Source organism: Xenorhabdus sp. SGI 60 (assembly GCF_056632175.1).
Genome location: NZ_CP196860.1, coordinates 3,161,990 through 3,182,988, shown reverse-complemented (window position 1 = coordinate 3,182,988; position 20,999 = coordinate 3,161,990). Strand labels below are relative to the sequence as shown.

Sequence of the window (20,999 nt, the reverse complement as noted above, 5' to 3'; positions counted from 1 at the left end):
AGGATTTTTTATAAGGAAAATTGTCATGCCCAATAACAGCGACCAATTGCTGCTTGTTTCCGCTCAGGCGATACCCCGTCAAGGTAGCGCTGATATCCAGCAGTTTGCTATCGATCCTGAATTATTTGCAAAATCCAACACCATCAGTGCCGAGACACTGGTTAGAGCAGGGCGGCTTCCGGCAGAGGGAAATGCCAAATTGGTGAAAGTTAAGTCAGGCTTATATGAGATTGAATACGCTGATCGAAGCCCGAATGAGATAGCCGGGAGTGATGCTAACAGCGTGCCAGCCTATTTCCTTGGCTACAACGGTGCAAACCAGGCTAATACGTTGCCAGCTTATGTAGATATTCCTAAGCATGCAATTCCGGGAAGTTTTCTGTTCACGGGATCGTTGTCAGGATGTTCACTGGTGGTGACCGATCTTGATGCTGATACTTACCGAGTCTATCACGACGGACGGGTCAACAGTTCGTTGCTATATGATAACGTGGTCATGGCGGTGGACTTTAAGGATTATCAGGTAGCAAACACCGCTGAAGGTCTCGCCGCGGCATACATGCAATACGTTGAGGGTAAATGGCAATTGGTGTTCCAGCGTCAGGAGTATCAGCGGGAAGGTCTGAATATCTGGCCGAAATTGCGTGGTGGTGAGGAACCAATATTGATTCAGGACGCTGACAGTCAAGCGACTGAGCGTAGCAAGGCTCAATTTGCCACTTATCATGAGCAGATCCATCAAAAACTGAAAAAGGCTGCTGCACAGTTTGGCGTGTCAGTTGAAGGGATCTCTGATGGGGTATATGAACAGGGAGAATTTTCTCCCCATCATCCGGCAATTGTTGGATGGATTGGGTTGCGTGACCGGCTCCAGGCTGCGATCGGAACAGAAACTCAGCCGTTGGTGGATACCCGAAATAAACTCTATGAAAATCGAAGAAAAACCAGAGACCGTTCTGAGATTGCTCGGATTGATGAAAAGATAAGGTATATCAATATCACGCTGGAATACTACAAGCAGCAATACGACTCAGTTTTGCGTGAAGTGTTTTCCGTGGAACAAAGCTGGTTATGGCAGCAGATCAAGTCCAAAAACGGTATAGATGCGGTAGTGCGGATTGATGATACCTCTATCCAAGGCGGCGGGCAGAAACGCGATTATAACGTGGGCGAGCGTTATGCTATTGCCGAAGCTTACCAGCGAAGTGGGCCAAGAAGTACTGAATTTTCCGATGGCTTGCAGAACATTCAGGATACTCCCATTCCAGGTTTTAACGATGGAATGTCAATCCTGGAGATGAAAAAACTGTTTCTTGACAGCCCGCTTACCCCTAAACAACGAGGGGCGTTGAGCGGTCGCATCACTGAAGTTAGCCGGGCTGAATATATCGACAAAGTATTGAAACAGACAGCGGTGTTCAGCGAGGACTTTCAGCGTGCCGGTAGCAGCTTCAGTCGTCTGATACCCCAAGATTTTTATCTGTCATTGGTTGGAGACGCATCTGGTGGTCGCTGTTATCCCCTGGTCAGAGCCATGGCGGTAGCACTAGCCAGCGGTGGTGAAGCAAGTATCAATAGTCTGGTAGAAAAACTCTTCTTTGCCGCGGCTTCCCCTCAGGCTGGCAGTTCCACGCTGCTCAAAAACAGTCTGGCAAGACTGCACTCTAATGTTGAGGCCAGTCAAGCGTCAAAAGCTCTGGAAGAGAAGGTTACCTTGTCTAAGGTTGTTTCTTTGTTACAGGAAGCGACTGGAACGTCGACGTTCGCTCTCAATACCCAAAACCATGCCATGATGGTGGGGAGTACTGTCGGCGCGAAAGGACATCGTTACTATTTCTATGATCCAAATTTCGGGATTTTTGCATTCGATAACTCAGCCAATTTTTTACGTGCTATGGAAAAACATTTAGTGAAGCGTGGCCTGGCTGTTCACTATAGTGCGTTTGGTAGTAAGTCTGCTCCTACCTTCAATCTGGTGGAGATCGATCCTGTCAAGATGGCAAGAGTACCCGTAGACAATGGCTTAGATGTTGCTGATTTGACCCGTCCTGACGAACTTGCCACTGTGATAGAACAACGGCAGTGGGTCAAGCAAGCAGTCAATGCCCAAGTGAAAATTGCCGAGGATACTCAGTTACGCACCGCATTGGCCATCCTTGATACTGAACAGTGGGGAGCAAAATTCGATAAGGCCATTACAGCGCTTGTTCAGGAAAATAAGCTTGACCCGCGTTGGATGCCAGTAATTGGCAGTATTGAGGAACAGGGGGAAGGTCGTTACAGTGTCCAATTCATCAATCGCGATCACTTGGAAGAGACGCGTTTGGTGAGCAGTAACGATGCCACTTTTTTCGAATTCCGCCATTTCGTCGATGGACATATACTCACTCTGGGCAAGCATTTTAACCTTGAACACGGCCAGTTACGATCCAATGGAGTTGGCGGTGAAGCAGCTCCGGTTGATGGACTGAATGCTGGATTTGCAGTACAGACGCTAATCCAGTGGTTTGCCGACAAGAAGCGCAATGACGCGGCACACGGGAACGCTTCGCCTGATCTGGCCACCGCACTCAGGATCCATAGTTACCTTAACTACGCCCAGATGATTCACGCAGGCGTGAACGATGTCACTAACGTAATCAAGTTGGTGCGCACGGCATTACGCGGTGAAGTGATAGTTGCTGAAACCTCGCTCAATCAGTTTTCTTCAACCCTGGCTCATACTGCCAATGAAGGCATAGGTGTGCTTCTTGGTGGCGCCTTGGTTGGGTTGGATGCTTATGAGCTAGCCCATGCCGAAACGGATACACAGAAGGCCGTGTTCGGAACCCAGCTAGCATTCGATTCGGCCAGTTTCGTTACAGGTGCTGCCGGGGCTGGTGCCGGGCTGGTTGGTGCCTCGACGGCCTCTGCTGTACTTGGTGGTGCAGGCGTGATCCTTGGCGGGCTAGCCGTGGGCTTTACCGCGCTGGCGCAAGCGTTTGGTGCCGTTGCTGAGGATGCAAAAGCGGTGGGCCGTTACTTCGATATGCTCGACAAAGCCTACAAGGGCAATGGCTACCGGTATGACAGCGAGAAAAAGGTGCTGATACCATTAGCTGGGGCTGTGATTAAGACTTTGGATCTGCGCAATAATCAGATTGATTTTGACAGCCAGTACATTTATCGCACCCATTCAGGCTCTACTGGTTCAGGAAAAATCAATTATTTCTTCTGGATCGGCGATTTTCCGAAGATGGTTCATGATCGCAGCCAGGCGATTGAAGTACGTAGCGGAATCGGCTACAAGGATGTCTCTCATAAACTCGAGCACAGTGACAGTAACGTGTTAATCCTGCCAGGGACACCTAAGTCCTTCATCAAGTACGAATATATGCAACTTCCTGGGGCAACAACGCGTCATGATACGGGTTTTGATGTTATTCGCAGACTCGAAGAGGATAAGCGCTTCGATTACGATTTTTACATCTTCCCGGGGGAGGCGACGATCCGACGGATCCATCAGGAGTATGTGGCAACACCGATCGAAGTAGTACTCGATCGGTGCAACAGAAAACTGGTCGTACCCAGACTCCCTAGGGAACTGTATGGCTATCTGCATTACGAGATCAAAGGTGCCGGTGGTGAGTACCTGATCGGGTTGAATAAAGGCACCAGCGTGAAGCTCATGAGTGACGTTTCCAACCCAGATGGCAGCAGTCATGTACCGTCGCGCTGGATCATCGATAGCAGCCAACTCACCAGTGATACTATCAGCGTCTCGAAAAACCGATTGGTAGTCGGTGGTGTAGTGGTCGAACTCGATCCCTCTCAGAACGGGCAAGTGCTGGTGGTCAACAGCAAGAATGAAGTTCGTGAAATCGATTTTTCCAATCTGACAACTCAGGTGATAAGCGAAGATGCAAGCAAGTGGCAAGTGCCTGGCCAACAAATTGAGCAACACCTAAATGATCTGGCCAAGGCGCATCAGTTGCACGGGCAGTATGTGGTAGTGGAGAACTACAATCACAACGGGCATGATGTTGGTCGGGCTTTCTATGACGTCTCCAGGAAGCGGATGCTATTCACCGATACTCCTCACGAACAAGCTAAACATGCCCAACTGGGGGCGGTGATGGGTGACTATGCTTATTTCTACGACGCCGATAACGCGGTCGCGTGGCGGGTAGACATTGCCACTGGACAAGTTAACGCGCAGTTTGAGCCATGGTTCAACCAGAATGCAGGCAAGATTAGTCGGTTATGGCAAGAAGGTGATGCAGTCTATCTGGCGCGCCGTTATCAGTTGAAGGAGAGAGAAGCTGAGTTAAGCTACCGGATCATCGGTGACCGCATGGAGTTAGTTAGTGCGGTGGGTGATGATGAGTTACTCCAGCTTTCGGCAAACAGAGATCGGCATGGTGACGAGCTTAAGACTATACTCCGAGGTTACGAGAGCAATAGCACTCAACGTGAGACTTCGGTATATACACTGGGCGCTCGGCTGATCCAACCGACCAGTGCCGAGTTGGTCACCCTATTCGGTACGGATGCGGCTGGTGTGGCACACCGTTATTGGATACGTACCAGTGATGGTACGCTGATCAAACCAAATCTGGCACCGCCGCAGGAACAGACCTTGTACGTTAAAGAGCACGAACAGATCCGCAGTGCCTGGCAGATCCCGGCTGACCTTGTGTTAGCGGGCACTATTTCCCGTCCCGTAGGCACGGAAGTGTTCTTCTTCTACAGTAGAGAGCAGAATGCTTTGTTCCGTCAGGAAGGCCCAGGTCAGGCGGTTCTTGACGCTAATCAACCCACTGCCTTGCGTGTCAACACACCACCGTTAGCCAACGTAGTCAACCTGAATGGTAACCTGCTTGCCATCACTGAGGATGGGCGTGTAGCGCAACTTGATGCATTGGGGCAGCTCAACTACGAAGCGGTTAACGAGCATTGGCTCAAGGGGCGTACTCACTGGTGGCAGGATCTGGCTAGTGTCACAAATGGAGGGGCCACTCTGGCGGTATTTGGAGTCAAGGGCACCGATGGCAAAAGCGTGTTGCCCGTGTGGTATCACAATGGACAAGTGGTAGTCGCTTCAGCAACACTACAGGATAAATCGCTACAATTCCTGGGATTCGAAGCGGATGGCACCGTTGCGCGGCTCTTTGAACCTGAAAGTGGTAAGTTATATCACCAACCCGCTATGACTACGAACGCATTGGCTACTGCCTTTGGTTCTGGCCTTGTACTTAATGCTTCGGCACAACTTCCCGTTGCCAGTGAGTTAACACCTGAGTTGTCTCTTAAGGCGGCACAACAGGTCGATGCTGGAATACGTCTGATCACAGTCAAGGGTGAGATATTGGTACGAGCTAATAATGGTGAATTGCGGTTAGTTGGCGTTGATAAAGATTGGCATCAGAACAATGCGGCTAATTTGTCACTGGCACTCACTGAACTTGCCGCTCGGTGGCATGCCAAAGGGGTACTGACCTTACAAAATAACAATATGCAAGACTGGTTTAATGTTGATAGCGGTCAGGTATTTTCAGGCAAGGGAATTCCCGTCTCAGGTAATCTGCACTTCTTGGGAATCGACGCCAAAAATAAGGCGGCATATGTGTATAACCAGATGACTCAGGAGTTATACCAGAGCGATAGCAGTGGGGTAAAAGTGCTCAATAAAGCCATTGGAATAGGGAGAATCAAGTCATCCCTATTACTTCAAGGCGGTGAGGCCAGAGATAATCTAACGTTACCGATCATTGATGGTATCGATAGTCTGGTGCTGTATGGTGGAGCCAATCACGATACCTATCGATTCAGCAAAGAGATGTGGACTCACTACCGTACGGTGATCATCGACAATGACGATCCTAAACAGTCTTTAGATCGTCTGATCTTACCGATAGCTAATCCGAAAAGTATTCTCGTTAACCGACGCGATGATGACCTGATGTTGACCGACTCCAGTAATGGAACAGCATTGGTGGTGCGTCAGGTATTTGGTAACCAGGCCAAATCTCATCAGCATTTACATATCAATTTGGAAAGGGCTTCGTCGGCGATTAATGTGACACATTTAGTCGAGAACATGAGTCAGCAAGGAGATATGTTGATGGATTTATCTTGGGCCAGCAGGCAACCAAATCCAAATATTGCTGCTCATACCGTCACTACTGTTTCAGAGGCGGAAAGCCCGAGTCTGGTGAAATTGAGCGAGGCTATGGCTTCATTCCCTGATATGGGAGGTGTTTACGAACACCTACGGCAAACGATACAACCGGCTAAGGCCGAACAGCCGCTTTTGTTGCCTAACGCCAACTCTACCATAGGGTAAGAACGAGAAATAACAGGAGAGGCTAAATGTCTCTCCTGTTTCTGTGCTTACTCAACAAAACTGCTCATGATGTTCAGTTCTAATACCCAAACTTTCATTATTTGCGTAATGGATGACGCGAGAACCACCAGAGGAATTCCATCTTTAGCCAGAGTTGAAAACCCTGACAGGAAGCTATTGAACCTTGCCGCCATTATTGTAGGATCATTCTTAATGACATTATTTATTTTGTACTTGATTAATATCAGACAGGTCAAACCAACACATGAAATTGTTATGTATGATCTTAACCTATTGTTGCAAAAGTAATGTTCAGGATTAAAAAATATTTTGTGCTTTTAAGAAAATAAGTGTTTTTATGGGAATAAAAAGGAATACAGTCCTGCAAATGGGTATCATGCATGATAAGAATAACGCGTAGTTTAGCCAATAAATATGAGCAGTACGAATATGCATTGCGCCACTATGATTTGCTGCAGTCAGTATTGGTTCAACATCTACCTATAAATTTTTCTTTATTGTTTGCCAGGCCGATCAAAAGCAGTGATGATGCCATTGAATGGTATAGTGATTTGCAAGGCCAGCCTCAACCTTTTTCCCAGTTATCAGATATTGGGCGCGAAAAAATTCATGCACAAATTACCCGCCAACTCGCCGTTATTGCCCGATTACGTGAACGATTGAGTGAAAAAGGGGAAGTAAATACAGAAATCTTTACGCTATTGGAGAAAATTAGCCATTTTCCTGCGGAAGAAAATATCTGGAGCATAGATAATCAACCGGTTATCCTCTGGGGGCAAACTATTTCACCTGCCTCGCAATATCAAGATATTGTAACGGGTAACACGATGTCTCCTGATGCGCCTTTACCAGAGCAGAAACGAAAATTTCGCTGGATGTGGTGGCTACTATTATTACTGTTCGCATTATTATTACTATGGTTATTGAGAGGTTGTATATCGCCGAAGCTTTCTCCAGTGAAATCAGCCAATTTTCCTGTGGAAACATTGCCGATACAGCAACCTGTTGTTGAAACGATCGCTGGTGAATCTATAGGGGAGGCAATACCAGAACCATTGGAAGCATTTGCTGTTGTAGAACCAGAGCAGGTGGAGTCAAAAGTAAAATCGAGCGTCACAGCAAAATTACCCTCAATGGATGTGAAAAAGCTTTGCCCTGCTCAACGCAGTAAAAATCAGGCCCCTGAAGTTGTGCTGATTTTTGATGCCTCAGAATCCATGTTTCTTGGCATAGATGTTACACCACGTGAAGTACAACTTTGGCTACAAGGTCTATCGTTCGAAAACGTCCAGAGGGAGCCAAGGCGTATCACGGTAGCAAAACAGTCTGCCAAGAAAATTATCGATAAACTGCCTTCCGATATGGCAATTAGCCTTGTGGCAGCTTCTGATTGCCAGCGTATTTCGACTTCATCGTCATTGACATCTGGGCAGCGGCTGGCGTTAAAACGAACGATTGACCGTATTGAACCGTATGGAAAAACGCCGCTGGCATTGGCATTAGAAACAGCGGGTTCTTTGGTAGATGGTGTGGATCGTGACGCGATCATTTTGTTAATTTCCGATGGGGATGAAACGTGCGGTGGCGATCCTTGCGCTGTGGCTAATGCGCTTAAAAAACAGAAACCCCGTTTACAAGTCAATGTCGTGGATATCATGCATACTGGAGCAGGAAATTGCATTGCTAAACAAACAGGTGGAAAGGTATTTGCCGCTAATAATGCCAGCCAGTTTACCCAAGTAATAAACCAAGCGATACAAGAATATATCCCTGACAATTGTAATTAGTAGAAATAAAATGCAATAAATTTAATGTATTTTTGCATTTTTATCTGTTTTTAGTGGATGTGGTAGCGTAATAAGGGCACGAGGTTTTACTGCTTATTATGTAATAGTTACAATAGACTCTTGGGAACCATCTTCCGTTTTAATGCGCAGCGCAGATTATTCCGTAGCATTATTTTATCTTTTTGGAAAAGGTATATTTGCTCTCTTGGCCCAATTAGCGAAATAAATACATTAGTGTTGTATTTTTTGATAGCAAGGAATGGCTTATTGTGAAAGAAACTTTTTTACGTGGTGACAAACTCGAAAGTTATTTACCCATGGGAGAGAATGGTCAAGCTGTTCACCATTCTGCCCTGCAATTACGAGAAACCCTACGTCTACGCCAGCTCTCTGAGGTTGCTAATTCACTGGCTATTCCACAGGGCAATGAACAGGGGGATCGTATTGATTGGTATGCGGGATTTGCCGGTCATGTTGTTCCTTGGGCGGCGGCAACAGATGACGAGCGTCAATCTGCATTGCGACAACTGGAGGCAAACCAAGCCGCCATTGAACAACTTAGTACGCAAATGGTTAACCAAAAGGCACATGAAATGCGCTTGTTTGGTGCCTTACTGAGTAAAACTATCCAATTTCCCGACCAAGATCATATCTATTTGGTTGACGGCAAACCTGTAATAACCTTTTGGGGATTTGTGAATGCGAAGCAGCAAGCACGCCCAAAACCTCTCGATTGTTTACGTCAATCGCATCAGGAGACTTTTTTACGTAGTGATAAACTCGAAGGCCCTCTGCCCATGGAAGAAAGTGGGCAAGTAGCTCACCTTTTTCCATTGAGATTACGCGAAAGCTTACGCTCACATCAGCTTCCTGGGGTTGCTGATTCACTGGCAATTCCAAAGGTCAATAGACAGGGGGAGCGTATTGATTGGTATGCGGGATTTTCCGGTAAGGCTGTTCCTTGGGCGGCGGCAACAGCTGATGAGCGTCAGTCTGCACTGCAACAGTTAAAGGAAAATCAATCTGCTGTTGAACAACTCAGTGCGCAACTGCCTGAGCAAAAAGCACATGAAATGCGCCAGCTTGCAGGCTTGCTGAATAATACCATCCAATCTCCAGCTCAGGATTGTATTTATTTGGTTAATGGTAAGCCTATATTAACGCTTTTAGGAAAAGCGAGTGCGAATTTAGGAAAAATAAAAACGCAGCAGAAAAACGCCAATACCCTTGATGGCTTGCGCCCAATGCGGCCTGCTAAATCAGCAATTGTTTCAGAATCACCAATTACTTCAGGCAATGCATCAAAACTTGCAATTGAGCCGGTAGCTTCTGTTGCATCGCTATCTTCTTCTGCCTCTGCGTCAATGGCTAAGCGTACACAACGTCGGCGATTACGTCGTTGGTTATGGTTGTTATTACCTTTGTTACTGATTTTACTTTCCCTTTTGTTATTGCGTGGTTGTATGCCCGAAATGCCTGTTTGGGGAATAGTATCGTCAACTCACACTACGCCTTCACATCAAGATGAAGTGATTTCATTTCATGGTGTTACAAGCAGTGGCGGTATATTAGAACGTAGTGACACGATAAATAGCAATAATATGGGTAATTCCCAGCTACTGAATCCCCCCCTTAAGCTGGAAGCAGGAAATTCTGCGGCTGATGGAATGCCATCGGCAAAAGATTCTTTGTTGGAAAAAAGTGTTTCTGAATCAATTGATTCTGGTAAATCGATACCATCAACCAGTACTGATCTATCCAATAACTCATCATTATCTGGGACACCAACATCTTCTTCTGAAGAGATGACAATTCCTGCTAGCGCTTTGCAACAAAACAACATTGATTTTCTCAATGGTCGTTGGCATGCGGGGGCGGGGATCCAGGATAGCCGTACTGGTAAGCCATTGAGGCTGACTTATCAGATCCATAATGGCAAAGGGCAAGTTGAAGTAGTGCGAGGTGATGGAATTCGTTGTCAAGCTCCAGTCAGGGCGGCCATGAACACTGAAATGTTGCAGTTAAATAACAGTGGTGAAGCAAAATGTACTGATGGTTCAAATTACACTATGCCTGATGTTGTTTGTCAGCAGGGCACACAGAATATGGCAGAGTGCAAAGGACGCTATGACGAAAAAACTTTATTTCCTATGTCGATGAAGCGAGAGGCAAATTAACCACATGCTGGCAACTATTACTGATTTCAAAGAGAAAGTCACACTGATCCGTGACAGTGGTATTCAGTTTCTGGATTTTGCTTTTGCGTTACCTAAGCACAAAGTGTACGGTGAATTTCTACTGGCTGGAGAAGATAATCCAGTGATCCGCTTGGTATATAACGAGCGAGATAACAATTTCCTGGTGCCCTCACCGTCGGGAGTTTCTGCGTTTGCAGCGGAATCAGATTACTCATTGTCATTGGAAAAATCCCTTGAGCTTTATAACGACATTTGGCTACCGTTACCATTTTTCCGTTTTAATTCACCCGGGAGTTTTGCACAAGGACCGACCAACTGGTCGCGGGTGAAGTTTCATGCACTTGATACACCGGATGAACAGGGAAACACCTGGCGTGTGACGCTGGCTTTTGATACCAAAGTTTTTCCAGACAGAACGAATACCCAATATTTGGCACCGGGGGATGACGATGTACGTTCTGGTGTCGGTTTTGCGCTGGCAGAAAACCATCATGAAATGGGTGATTTTTTGTTGCTGAAATGGGTGGACGATTGGTTGCGGGAAACCTATACCGAGCGGGCTACTGGATTATGGCGCCATTATCATGAAGATATCGATAATAGCCTGAACCAAAAGGAACATCAGGCGCATTATCTTAATTTGGTTAATGCACTGAACGTTTCGCTGGGCGTTCCTGAAATTCAGCTTAATGATGTCAGGTTAAATGATAACCCGATTATTGACGTTGACTTGGTGCTAGATATAGGTAACTCACGCAGTTGTGGGATTTTGATTGAAGACCACAAAGATGATAACCAAGGCTTATCTCATCATTATCAGTTGCAGCTACGTGACTTGAGTGAACCTCAATATGTCTATACAGAACCTTTTGAAAGCCGATTGGAATTTGCCCAGGCTGAATTTGGCAAGCAGGATTTTTCCGCGAAGAGTGGACGTAGTGATGCCTTTACTTGGCCAACTATTGGCCGCTTGGGAGAAGAAGCCTTCCGCATGGCATCACAGCGTTTAGGAACGGAAGGATCAACCGGGCTTTCCAGTCCAAAACGTTATTTATGGGATGAAGCAACATATTCCCCCGGCTGGCGGTTTAGTCGTGCATTTGTTAAATCGGATCGTGAACCACAGGCAACAGCGGCACCGATGACCTACATGATCAATGACAAGGGTGAAGCGCTTTATGCACTCAAGCCTTCTGAACGTATGCCAGTGTTTACACCGAACTATAGTCGTCGCTCTTTGATGACTATGATGTTGTCAGAGGTATTGGCACAAGCGTTAATGCAGATTAATAGCCCAGCCCAACGCTTGAAGATGACCCATGCCAGTACACCACGCCAGTTAAAAAATATCATTCTTACTGTTCCGCCAGCTATGCCAAAGCCTGAGCGTGCTATTTTCCAACAGGCAATGACACAAGCCATCAGATTGGTGTGGAAAGCACTGAGCTGGGAAGATCGAGATCAAGGTATTGATGAAAGTGGGCGGGAAGATAAGAACGTCGAACGCAAGCGCATATTGCCAGAAGTGCATGTGAAATGGGATGAGGCGACTTGTGGCCAATTAGTTTACCTCTATAACGAGACACAAAACTATTTTTGTGGTCGTAGTGAAGAGTTTTTTGCTGCCACTGTGCGGCCTGACAACAAGCTGGAAACTGGTGATAAACGCACATTGAAAATCGCATCCATCGACATTGGTGGTGGGACGACGGATCTGGTTATCACGCGCTATACCTTGGATGAAGGTAGTGGCAGTAATGTGCGTATTGTTCCAACGCAATTATTCCGCGAGGGTTTTAAAGTCGCCGGTGATGATATTTTGTTGGACGTGATCCAGCTTTACTTACAGCCGGCATTCAAGGCTGCCTTGTTGGACATCGGTTATCAAGATTTAGATGCAGAAGCAATCATGTCTCGATTGTTTGGTAGTGAGGCACTGGAAGCGGGTAAGCAAGTGCTGCGTCAACAATTGACATTGCAAATATTTGCTCCGATAGCGCTTGCCATTTTGCATCATTATGAAAAATTTAATCTCGCAACAGGTGAGCAGGTAATTAGCGCTACGTTCAGTGATCTGCTTCCCTCTCCACCAACGAATAAATTGCTTGAATACGTGGATGAAGAAGTTAAACGTAATCTGCCAGCCGGAATAAAAAATGAATTCTCTATTCTAAATGTCCCAGTAAACATTAGCTTGATGAAACTGCATAATGAGTTTATTGATCTCCGCAATAACCGCATTAATATCTGCCAAAGCCTGCGTTCATTGAGTGAAGTCCTTTGGCACTATAGCTGCGATATCTTGCTGTTAACTGGACGTCCTTCCCGCTTGCCAGGAATTCAGGCATTGCTGTGCAAATTACAACCAGTGCCGCCTGCACGTATTCTCCCGCTGCATGGATATGAAACCGGAGGTTGGTATCCATTCAATAAGAACGGGTTGATTGAAGATCCTAAATCTACTGCTGCGGTTGGGGCGATGCTGTGCTTGTTGGCGGAGAAATCACGGCTGAGTAATTTCTACTTCCGTACTGCCAATTTCAAACCTTATTCAACCATTCGTTATTTTGGCATGCTTGACAGTAATAACTTGTTGAAAAATAGCAATATATTTTATCGAGACATAGATCTGGATAAACCAGGGTTCCAACTGGATCGCGAGCAATATTTTGAATCACGTGGGGAAATGCGGCTAGGTTTCCGTCAACTCGATAATGAACGTTGGCCAGCAACCCCGTTGTATACCCTGAAAATTCAGGGCGCTCGGGTAGCGGCAGCATTAGCTGGTGATGCGATATTACGCCTGAAATTGGAAGTGGAAGAAGGGCAGGGGCGCGAAGCAGAATCTAACGGTAGCCCAGAAAAATTCCGCATTAATGAGATGGAAATTGTCGGATCTGAGCAAAACACGCGCCCTAACGACGTTAGCTTCAAACTTAATACCCTGATTGGAAGTGGCTTGGGTGAAACTTATTATTGGCTCGACAGTGGGAGCATAAAAATCTAATGAATAACCTTACTCCCGAACAATTAAAACAAGCGTGGCTTGATGTAGCAAAAGGAGCGGGCCAAGCGATTGAATGGATAGAGGATGTGCGTGGCAATGCCCCTCGCCTGAATACAGAAGCCGATCGGTTAAAACTGAAATTGCGTCGGAGCCGTAATACAGCGCACCGTTTGGCGACGGCGGCCATGCGTCCGATGACTATTGGTTTCTTCGGTTTGTCCCAAGCGGGAAAGTCCTATCTTATCTCCTCGCTGGCTGCGGGGGAAAATGGGCGTTTAGAAACCCAAATGGGTCACCATAAACTTGATTTTATCGAACATATTAACCCTCGTGGTGGAGGCAAAGAGGCTACCGGCCTTGTTACTCGTTTTAGTCGTCATACACTCCCAGTCAATCCAGATTGGCCGATTGAATTACAACTATTTAATGAAGCGGAAATCGCCAAAATTCTTGCTAATACGTTTATTCATGACTTCAATCAGGAAAGGATTGATTGGGGTTATGATGAAAAACGCATTAATGCGCTGCTTACCACGCTAAATGGACGACGCCAGCCTCATAAAGAGCCGGGCATGACGGAAGAGGATGTTGTTGCACTATGGGATTATTTAGTTCGTCATGCGGAAAAAAGCCAAAGCAAAATGGCATTGCAATACTGGCCAACGGCAGTAGAGCTGGCACCTTGGCTATCAATTGATGATCGTGCCCAGTTATTTGGCGAACTATGGGGCAATATTCGTGAGTTCAGCGATACCTATCGACGTTTTGCCTATACGTTACAGCGTTTGGGAGGTGCCAGTTTGGTCAGGGCACCACTGAGTGTTTTGGTCACTGAGCAGAATAATCGATTGGTACAAACCAGCAGCATAATGAATGTTGATATGCTGGAGCGCCTGAACAAGAGCAATGACTTGCAGGTTGAAGTTTGTCCTGAGCTGGAAAATGGACTGTCTGCCCCTGTTTCCCTCTCCTTGGCAGAACTTACCGCACTAACAGTCGAACTGCATGTACCATTGCTTTCTTCTACACGGGAAAGGTTGTTTGAAAATGTCGACTTGCTAGATTTTCCCGGTTACCGCGGTCGCCTTGGCGTAGAGTCACTGGATTATTTCCAAAACGCGGCAGAAACAGAAAATGAAGACAGTAACCCGCTGGCGCAATTAATCCTGCGGGGCAAGGTAGCTTATTTGTTTGAACGTTATACGCTCAACCAAGAAATGAACGTATTGGTGGTTTGCACACCTTCAAATGAACAATCCAACGTGAAAGATGTTGGTAGTGTATTGGATGAGTGGATTCGTTATACCCAAGGCGCTGATGCTAGTAGCCGTGCTCGTCGTCCATCGGGATTAGTTTGGGCGATCACTAAGCTGGACTTACGTATCACACAAGAGTTAACCAAGTCAGAAGACATGCTGCGCGAAGCCTGGGGCAAGGGTGGCATGATTAAAATCACTATGACAGAACGTTTTGGTCATTTTCCGTGGATGCAGGAATGGCAACCAGGGCGAGCTTTTAACAATACCTTCTTGGTGCGTAAACCGCGTCAGGCTACACCATTTATCATGATGCAAGCAGACAGTGAAGTAGGATTCAATCAACAAACTGCACCTAAGTTGACCTTGATGAAAAAAACGTTCCTTGAGGATACTGCGATTCAGCGTCACATTGCTTCACCTGAGGAGGCATGGGATGCCATGCTTCAACTTGACGATGGTGGTATGCGTCGATTGGCCGACTATTTGGGGAGCGCCTCACAACATGAAATTAAGTTGATGCGTATAGCGGAACAGCTAGATGAAACTCGTCATGAACTGGTGGAAGGGAACTTACATGCTTGGTATCAGCCAAATGGGGCTGAAGACGTGGCGAGAAAAGAACTGATTGCTGATGATATTCTTAAGGTATTGCAAACCCGTATGGAGATGCACGGTGAACTGTTGGTAAGTTTTATCCCTTCGCGCAAGGCACTGCAAGAACTGTATATGCAGGAAACGGAAGTGGAGTTGTCTGTTGAAGATAATAAAGCGGATGAATCGATAGCCAACTTCGGCATTGGTAGTGATTTTGATCTGTTCGGTGATACACCAGACGAAACGGTATCTGTTCACAGCCATGAACAAGAGTTTGCCCATCGCGTGATTAAATTATGGATCAATTACCTGCGAACCGTCCCGGAACAGCTGGATGTGGCGAATGTTATCGGTCTACCTCGCCCTATTGTTGAAATGTTGGTGGATGAATTAATTACGGCTATTCAGAGAATGAACGTCGAGAGGGATCTGCTGAAAGTGCTGGAAAACACGGAGCAAGCAGGTGTCCGACGGGAAAAAATGATGGAGCGTCAGGTTTCCCGTGTGATGCACGTTATGAATGATTTTGTCACTTGGTTGGGTTATCAGAACATACCGAATGAAAAACGTCCTGATAGCCGTTTTAACAAAGGCCAACCTATTTTTTCCCGCCCAGATAAAAAAGATCCAGCATTGTGGAGAGGTGATGAACGGCTTTATCGATTAACAAACGAGACGCTGAACTATAGCGCCATGTTTGTTTTTGATTGGCTGATCGGCCTGAAGGACGTGATTAAAGAAAATGCCGGTCACTCTGCTGGGCGTGAAATTACTGCCATCCAAAATGAACAGCTGGGCGCCATTATTCAACGTATTCAATTGTCGTCGGAGTAACGAGTTGTGATTAAACCAGAACTGAGACCTCATGAACCGGTTGAGCCGGGATATGCCATATTGCGCATTGAAGATTGGCAGGGAGCCACTGAGGGCATCAAGGTATCAGTCCAGCGCAATCAGGATCGCTGTTTTGTAGATGAGCGAGGGCAATGGATCAGCAATGAAGTGTGGTTAATGCTTCCTGAATTGCAGGAAGTGGATGGCGCGGTGGAAGCGCAAATAGGCCCTGCATTGGTTGATGCTTTGTTGGCTGAGCGTCAGGTGGCATATCGTGTCACAGCAAAAGACTGTGATGGTCTGCAAAATATCGGGGTGCTGAAAATTGCCGATGGGGTGCTAAGTTCCTTGGCAAAAGGAGACTATGTCCCTACAGATAAAGAACGTGAGCTTAGTGACAATGTATCTTCAACGCAGGAAACAGCCGTGCTTCCTGACGAAACATCGCCTGTTGAAACACAAAATACTGTATTGCCGAAATCAGAGGCGCAGTCATTGTCGTTCAATGAAAAGGATAATATCCCATCACCTGTGCCACCAGTATCGGCAAAAAGATCAAACAAAAATTTATTGATAGCTCTGGCGGTATTGTTGATTGTAGTCGTTGCTGGTGCATTTTGGTGGTGGTTGAAACCACAAGCTAAGCCAGAACCAGTGATTGCCAGCGCGTCGGAAACAGCGCCTTGTGCAGGTGAAAATATGACTAAAGGCAGTGGGCTGGATTTTGTTAAAAGTTGTTTACGTAGCCAGCCTTCCAGCCAGCAAGTGTTGGAAATCATTAATCAGGCAAAAGAGGCAAAACAGTGTGATATTGCCCAGCGCCTTTATGCCTATAAGGCACAATCGGGTGATACAAACATCGCTTTACGTTATGCCCAAGAATATGATCCGAAAACAGCAACGAAAAAAGGGTGTTTTGTTGCGGATGCTCAAACGGCCATTTATTGGTACGAAATACTGGTTAATCAAGATCCACAAAATCGTAAAGCGAAAGCTCGTTTAGAAGAACTGAAAAAATAGCGTGCTGAAGGAATAGGAATGGCATGATGAAATATCTTGGCTGGCTGGTGGCGGGTTTCCCCGCTCTGGCATTGGTGGTATCGACTGGGGCGTCAGCACAAACACCGTTATTGCAGGAAGGGAAACAAACGCTCTATCAGCGGGTGCTAACTTATCCTGGTTGTGAATTATCGGCGAAGATCGGTGAAAAAGGCAAAGAACAACCTGCCTTTAGTCGTTTTTACGTCTACCAGCGCCAGCAGCAAGGAAACGAAGAATGGTTACATGTAGGTCCTGATAGTTACGGTTATCCTCGTGGCTGGATGAAATCCGGCTGTACCGTAGATTGGAAAATGCAGTTGACTTTGGCTTTTACCAACCCTTCTGGGCGTAGCCCAATGTTGTTCTTCCGTGATAAAACGGATGTAGAAGATATTTTGAACAAACCGAATCCGGCTGCGCAATTGCAGCCATTATTGAGTGGGCTGAAAGAGGGGAAATCCGTTTCTTCTGTGTTGGCGCGTGAACCTGATTATATGATCAATCAGCACCAGAATTTTTATCTGCTGCCCGTGTTGGATTCGGATGATATTTTTACCAACACAGGTTATCAAGTACGAATACTTAATGTTGCTTCCGTAAGTGAAACGCCTAATTCAGAGCAAGATAAGGGAAGTAACATCTCTCCCGATAAAGAAAAAAATATGATGAAAGGGTTCTCGGCATCGGTGGTATTCGTGATTGATTCCACTATATCGATGGGGCCTTATATTGATCGTACTAAACAAGCCATTGAGAAAATTTACCAGCAAATTGAAAAAGAGAATTTGCTTGGGCAGGTGAAATTTGGCCTTATCGCTTATCGCTCCAATGTTACGGCGGTTCCAGGCTTGGAATATGACAGCAAACTGTATGTCGATCCCAATACGGTCAAAGATGGAAAAGATTTTCTGGCAAAAGTTCGTGACCTCAAACAAGCCAAAGTTTCCAGTAGCAAAGTCAATGAAGACGCTTATGCAGGCGTAATGACGGCATTGGATAAAGTGGACTGGACGAAATTTGGTGCGCGTTATGTGATCCTCGTGACGGATGCAGGTGCATTGGAAGGTGATGATAAATTATCCACCACTAAATTGGATGCTACACAGGTGCGTTTGGAGGCTACTTATCGCGGTGTGGCATTGTATGCACTTCATTTGAAAACACCAGCAGGGCGTAAAAACCATGCTTCCGCAGAGAGCCAGTACCGTGAGTTAACGCTCAATGCCTTCTTACATAAACCGCTGTATTACCCGATTGACTCAGGCGATGTGAACAGTTTTGGTACGATAGTTGACAGCTTGGCCAATGCGATCACAGGGCAGATTAAAACAGCATGGAGTGGAAAAGAGACGGTTGGTAGCGCACTTGGCGCTGATGAATCCTATTCTTCTGATGCGGGAGAAAAAGAGGCGTTATTACAGGGACCTTTACTGCGTGATGCTGCTTTGTTAGGGCACGCCATGCAATTGGCATACCTTGGCGAGAAACAGGGAATCCAAGCACCGCCGGTATTTAAATCTTGGATTAGTGACCGAGATTTGGTGAAACAAAATATTCCAGCGACAGAGGTCAAGGTACTGTTGACCAAGAGCGAGTTAAGTGATCTGAGTGAAATCATGAAGAAGATCGTGGATGCAGCCAATGAAGGCCTGATTTCTCCGGATGATATGTTTGCCAGTTTGCGTTCACTAGCTGCGACTATGGGGAATGATCCAAAACAGGCAAAAAATAAGCAAGCAACCAAACTTGGTGAAATGGGGCTGCTGGGTGAATATATCGAAGGATTGCCTTATTTGAGCGAAGTGCTGAGCCTGGATGAAGAGACGTGGAAAAGTTGGGATGGATTGGAGCAAGAGCGTTTTATTCGTCGTTTGAATACCAAACTTAAGTATTACCAGCGTTATAACGAAGATGTCGATCGCTGGATTTCATTGGCACCAGACAGCGATCCGCGTGATAACGTCTACCCTGTACCATTGGAAAATCTTCCATGATGTTGCACATTGAGTCGATGCAGATACAGCGTGGGCAGGAAGAGCAAGGTCTTACCGTTAGTTTGCCGTCGTTGTCGCTGGATGCGGGAGAAGTGGCCGCATTAACAGGTCCCAGTGGATGTGGTAAAAGCACTTTACTGGAGATGATTGGGGGGATATTGCAACCTGATCATCTCATGTGTTACCGATTAGGAATGCCACCACGTGATATTGCCACGCCGATTTTGGCAGGGGAAGAGCGCCAACTTGCTGGGATACGGGCGAAAGATATCGGTTTTGTTTTGCAACATGGTGGCCTGCTTCCTTGGCTTTCAGTGGAGCAAAATATTCAATTGCCTCGCAAAATAGCAGGGTTAGTGGTTCACTCCGATTGGCTGGATACCGCTATTTCGCGCCTGAAAATTGGGGGATTGATGAAAAAAATGCCTTCCCAACTTTCAATTGGGGAACGCCAGCGTGTCGCCTTTGTTCGTGCCATTGCTCATCAACCTCAACTATTATTGGCAGATGAACCTACAGCAGCGCTGGATCCCCATAATGCGGAGGCACTTTTTGGCCTGATAATTGAAATGGTAAACTCACTGGGTTTAGTTGCGATTATTGTGAGTCATGATTGGCAGCGGGTCACAGATTTGAGCCTTAAACGTTATGCTGCGAAAGTGGATGAAAAACAAAGTGTCTTCACAATCTATTAATAGTAATGGCTCTACCATGCGACCGTCTCGTTGGCTTCTGCCCCGTATGGCGTTGGCAGATTTGGTTCATGATCGCAAGGTCGCGTTCTGTATCATCTTTTCGTTGATTGCTGTAATCACGCCTCTTTTACTGCTGTTTGGTTTGAAAAATGGCATAGTCAGCCAGCTTCGCCATATCCTATTGGATGATCCACGTACACTCGAAGTTCGTATGTTGGGAAATGGTAACTATGACCGTACTTGGCTGATGCAGCTTGCGGAGCGTCCCGATGTCAGTTTTGTTATGCCATTAACGCGTTCATTGAACACGCAGGCTGATCTGGTTAAAGATAATCGGCATTTTGTCAGTAATGCTGAAGTGATCCCCACAGCCCCACATGATCCCTTGTTGGTTAACGCGCGGATACCGCAGGGTCCTCAACAAGTCGTGCTTAGTGCTAGTGCCGCAGGGCAGTTGCAGGTAAAAATAGGGGATAGCTTACGTTTAGTGATTACCCGTAAACGAGATGGGCTGAACGAACGCGCACAACATACATTAACTGTCATTGATGTAATTGATGGAGCGAAATTTTCCCGCCCTGCCGCTTTCGTCACGCTGCCTCTTTTGGTTGCGATGGAAGACTACCGTGATGGTTATCAGGTAGAGCTATTCAATACCCACGATGGGAAGCAAGTCCATGGACGTACATCTTTTGCCAAAGCTCGGTTATATGCTAGTAGCATTGATACGGTAGAAGAATTAGCTGACTGGCTACAGCAGCAAAATATTGAAACGGTGACCCAGCAGGCACAGATTGAATCTGTACGTGCCATCGATTATGTACTTGGCTTGATTTTTAGCGTTATCGCTTGGATATCTGCTTCAGGTTGTGTCGCGTCGCTGGTGGGGGCCTTTATGGCAAATATCGATCGTAAGAGAAAAGATATGGCTGTGCTTAGATTATTGGGTTTCCGTCGTCGGGCTGTTGTGTTGTTTATCCTGATCCAGGCTTTGTTTCTTACCGGCAGTGCTTGGGGAATAGGCTTATTTCTCTATTTTGGCGCCAGCCAGTTATTTGACAGTGTACTGGGGGCTTCACTACCTGAAACGGCATTTGTGTGCCATTTGGAACCCTCGCATCTATTGATCGCATTATTGGTGATTTTAGCCGTAGCGTTGGGGGTTGCTGCAATAGGGGCATTACGCGCATTGAAAATTGAACCTGCGGAGAGTTTACGTGAGATTTAATCATTGTGTGAGGGGG

10 protein-coding genes are annotated in these 20,999 nt (G+C 46.3%); 9 read left to right on the top strand and 1 reads right to left on the bottom strand.

Annotation, left to right across the window (positions count from 1 at the left end):
- Nucleotides 1-25: 25 nt before the first annotated feature.
- The gene (locus tag ACSJJG_RS14950) at nt 26-6,325 is read left to right on the top strand and encodes a TcdA/TcdB pore-forming domain-containing protein (protein WP_481089778.1); all 6,300 of its coding nucleotides are present in this window, start codon (nt 26-28) and stop codon (nt 6,323-6,325) included.
- 47 nt (nt 6,326-6,372) lie between these two features.
- Here ACSJJG_RS14950 and ACSJJG_RS14945 read toward each other — a convergent pair whose 3' ends face one another.
- Entirely contained in the window at nt 6,373-6,519 is a 147-nt protein-coding gene (locus tag ACSJJG_RS14945; RefSeq protein ID WP_282885607.1) for a hypothetical protein, read from the bottom strand.
- A 207-nt stretch (nt 6,520-6,726) separates the two neighbouring features.
- Here ACSJJG_RS14945 and ACSJJG_RS14940 point away from each other — a divergent pair, with 207 nt between their 5' ends.
- From ACSJJG_RS14940 to ACSJJG_RS14905, 8 genes are all read left to right on the top strand, one after another.
- Nucleotides 6,727-8,133, top strand: coding sequence for a VWA domain-containing protein (locus ACSJJG_RS14940; RefSeq protein WP_189758623.1), 1,407 nt, complete (start codon nt 6,727-6,729; stop codon nt 8,131-8,133).
- Nucleotides 8,134-8,402: 269 nt separating this feature from the next.
- The gene (locus tag ACSJJG_RS14935) at nt 8,403-10,310 is read left to right on the top strand and encodes an SrfA family protein (RefSeq protein WP_189758624.1); all 1,908 of its coding nucleotides are present in this window, start codon (nt 8,403-8,405) and stop codon (nt 10,308-10,310) included.
- Nucleotides 10,311-10,314: 4 nt separating this feature from the next.
- Nucleotides 10,315-13,338: a virulence factor SrfB gene (locus tag ACSJJG_RS14930; RefSeq protein ID WP_189758625.1), complete on the top strand. Its 3,024-nt coding sequence runs from the start codon at nt 10,315-10,317 to the stop codon at nt 13,336-13,338.
- A complete protein-coding gene (locus ACSJJG_RS14925; RefSeq protein WP_189758626.1) occupies nt 13,338-16,025 on the top strand; it encodes a putative virulence factor in 2,688 nt (895 codons plus the stop codon). Before ACSJJG_RS14930 ends, ACSJJG_RS14925 begins: the two co-directional genes overlap by 1 nt.
- Before the next feature lie 6 nt (nt 16,026-16,031).
- Nucleotides 16,032-17,045, top strand: coding sequence for a hypothetical protein (locus tag ACSJJG_RS14920; RefSeq protein WP_189758627.1), 1,014 nt, complete (start codon nt 16,032-16,034; stop codon nt 17,043-17,045).
- A gap of 23 nt (nt 17,046-17,068) precedes the next feature.
- Entirely contained in the window at nt 17,069-19,060 is a 1,992-nt protein-coding gene (locus tag ACSJJG_RS14915; protein WP_189758628.1) for a vWA domain-containing protein, read from the top strand.
- Nucleotides 19,057-19,755: an ABC transporter ATP-binding protein gene (locus tag ACSJJG_RS14910; protein WP_223281596.1), complete on the top strand. Its 699-nt coding sequence runs from the start codon at nt 19,057-19,059 to the stop codon at nt 19,753-19,755. The genes ACSJJG_RS14915 and ACSJJG_RS14910 overlap by 4 nt, the downstream gene beginning before the upstream one ends.
- Complete coding sequence (locus ACSJJG_RS14905) at nt 19,736-20,983, top strand: ABC transporter permease (RefSeq protein ID WP_282892749.1); 1,248 nt, start codon at nt 19,736-19,738, stop codon at nt 20,981-20,983. The genes ACSJJG_RS14910 and ACSJJG_RS14905 overlap by 20 nt, the downstream gene beginning before the upstream one ends.
- The last annotated feature ends 16 nt before the right edge of the window (nt 20,984-20,999 follow it).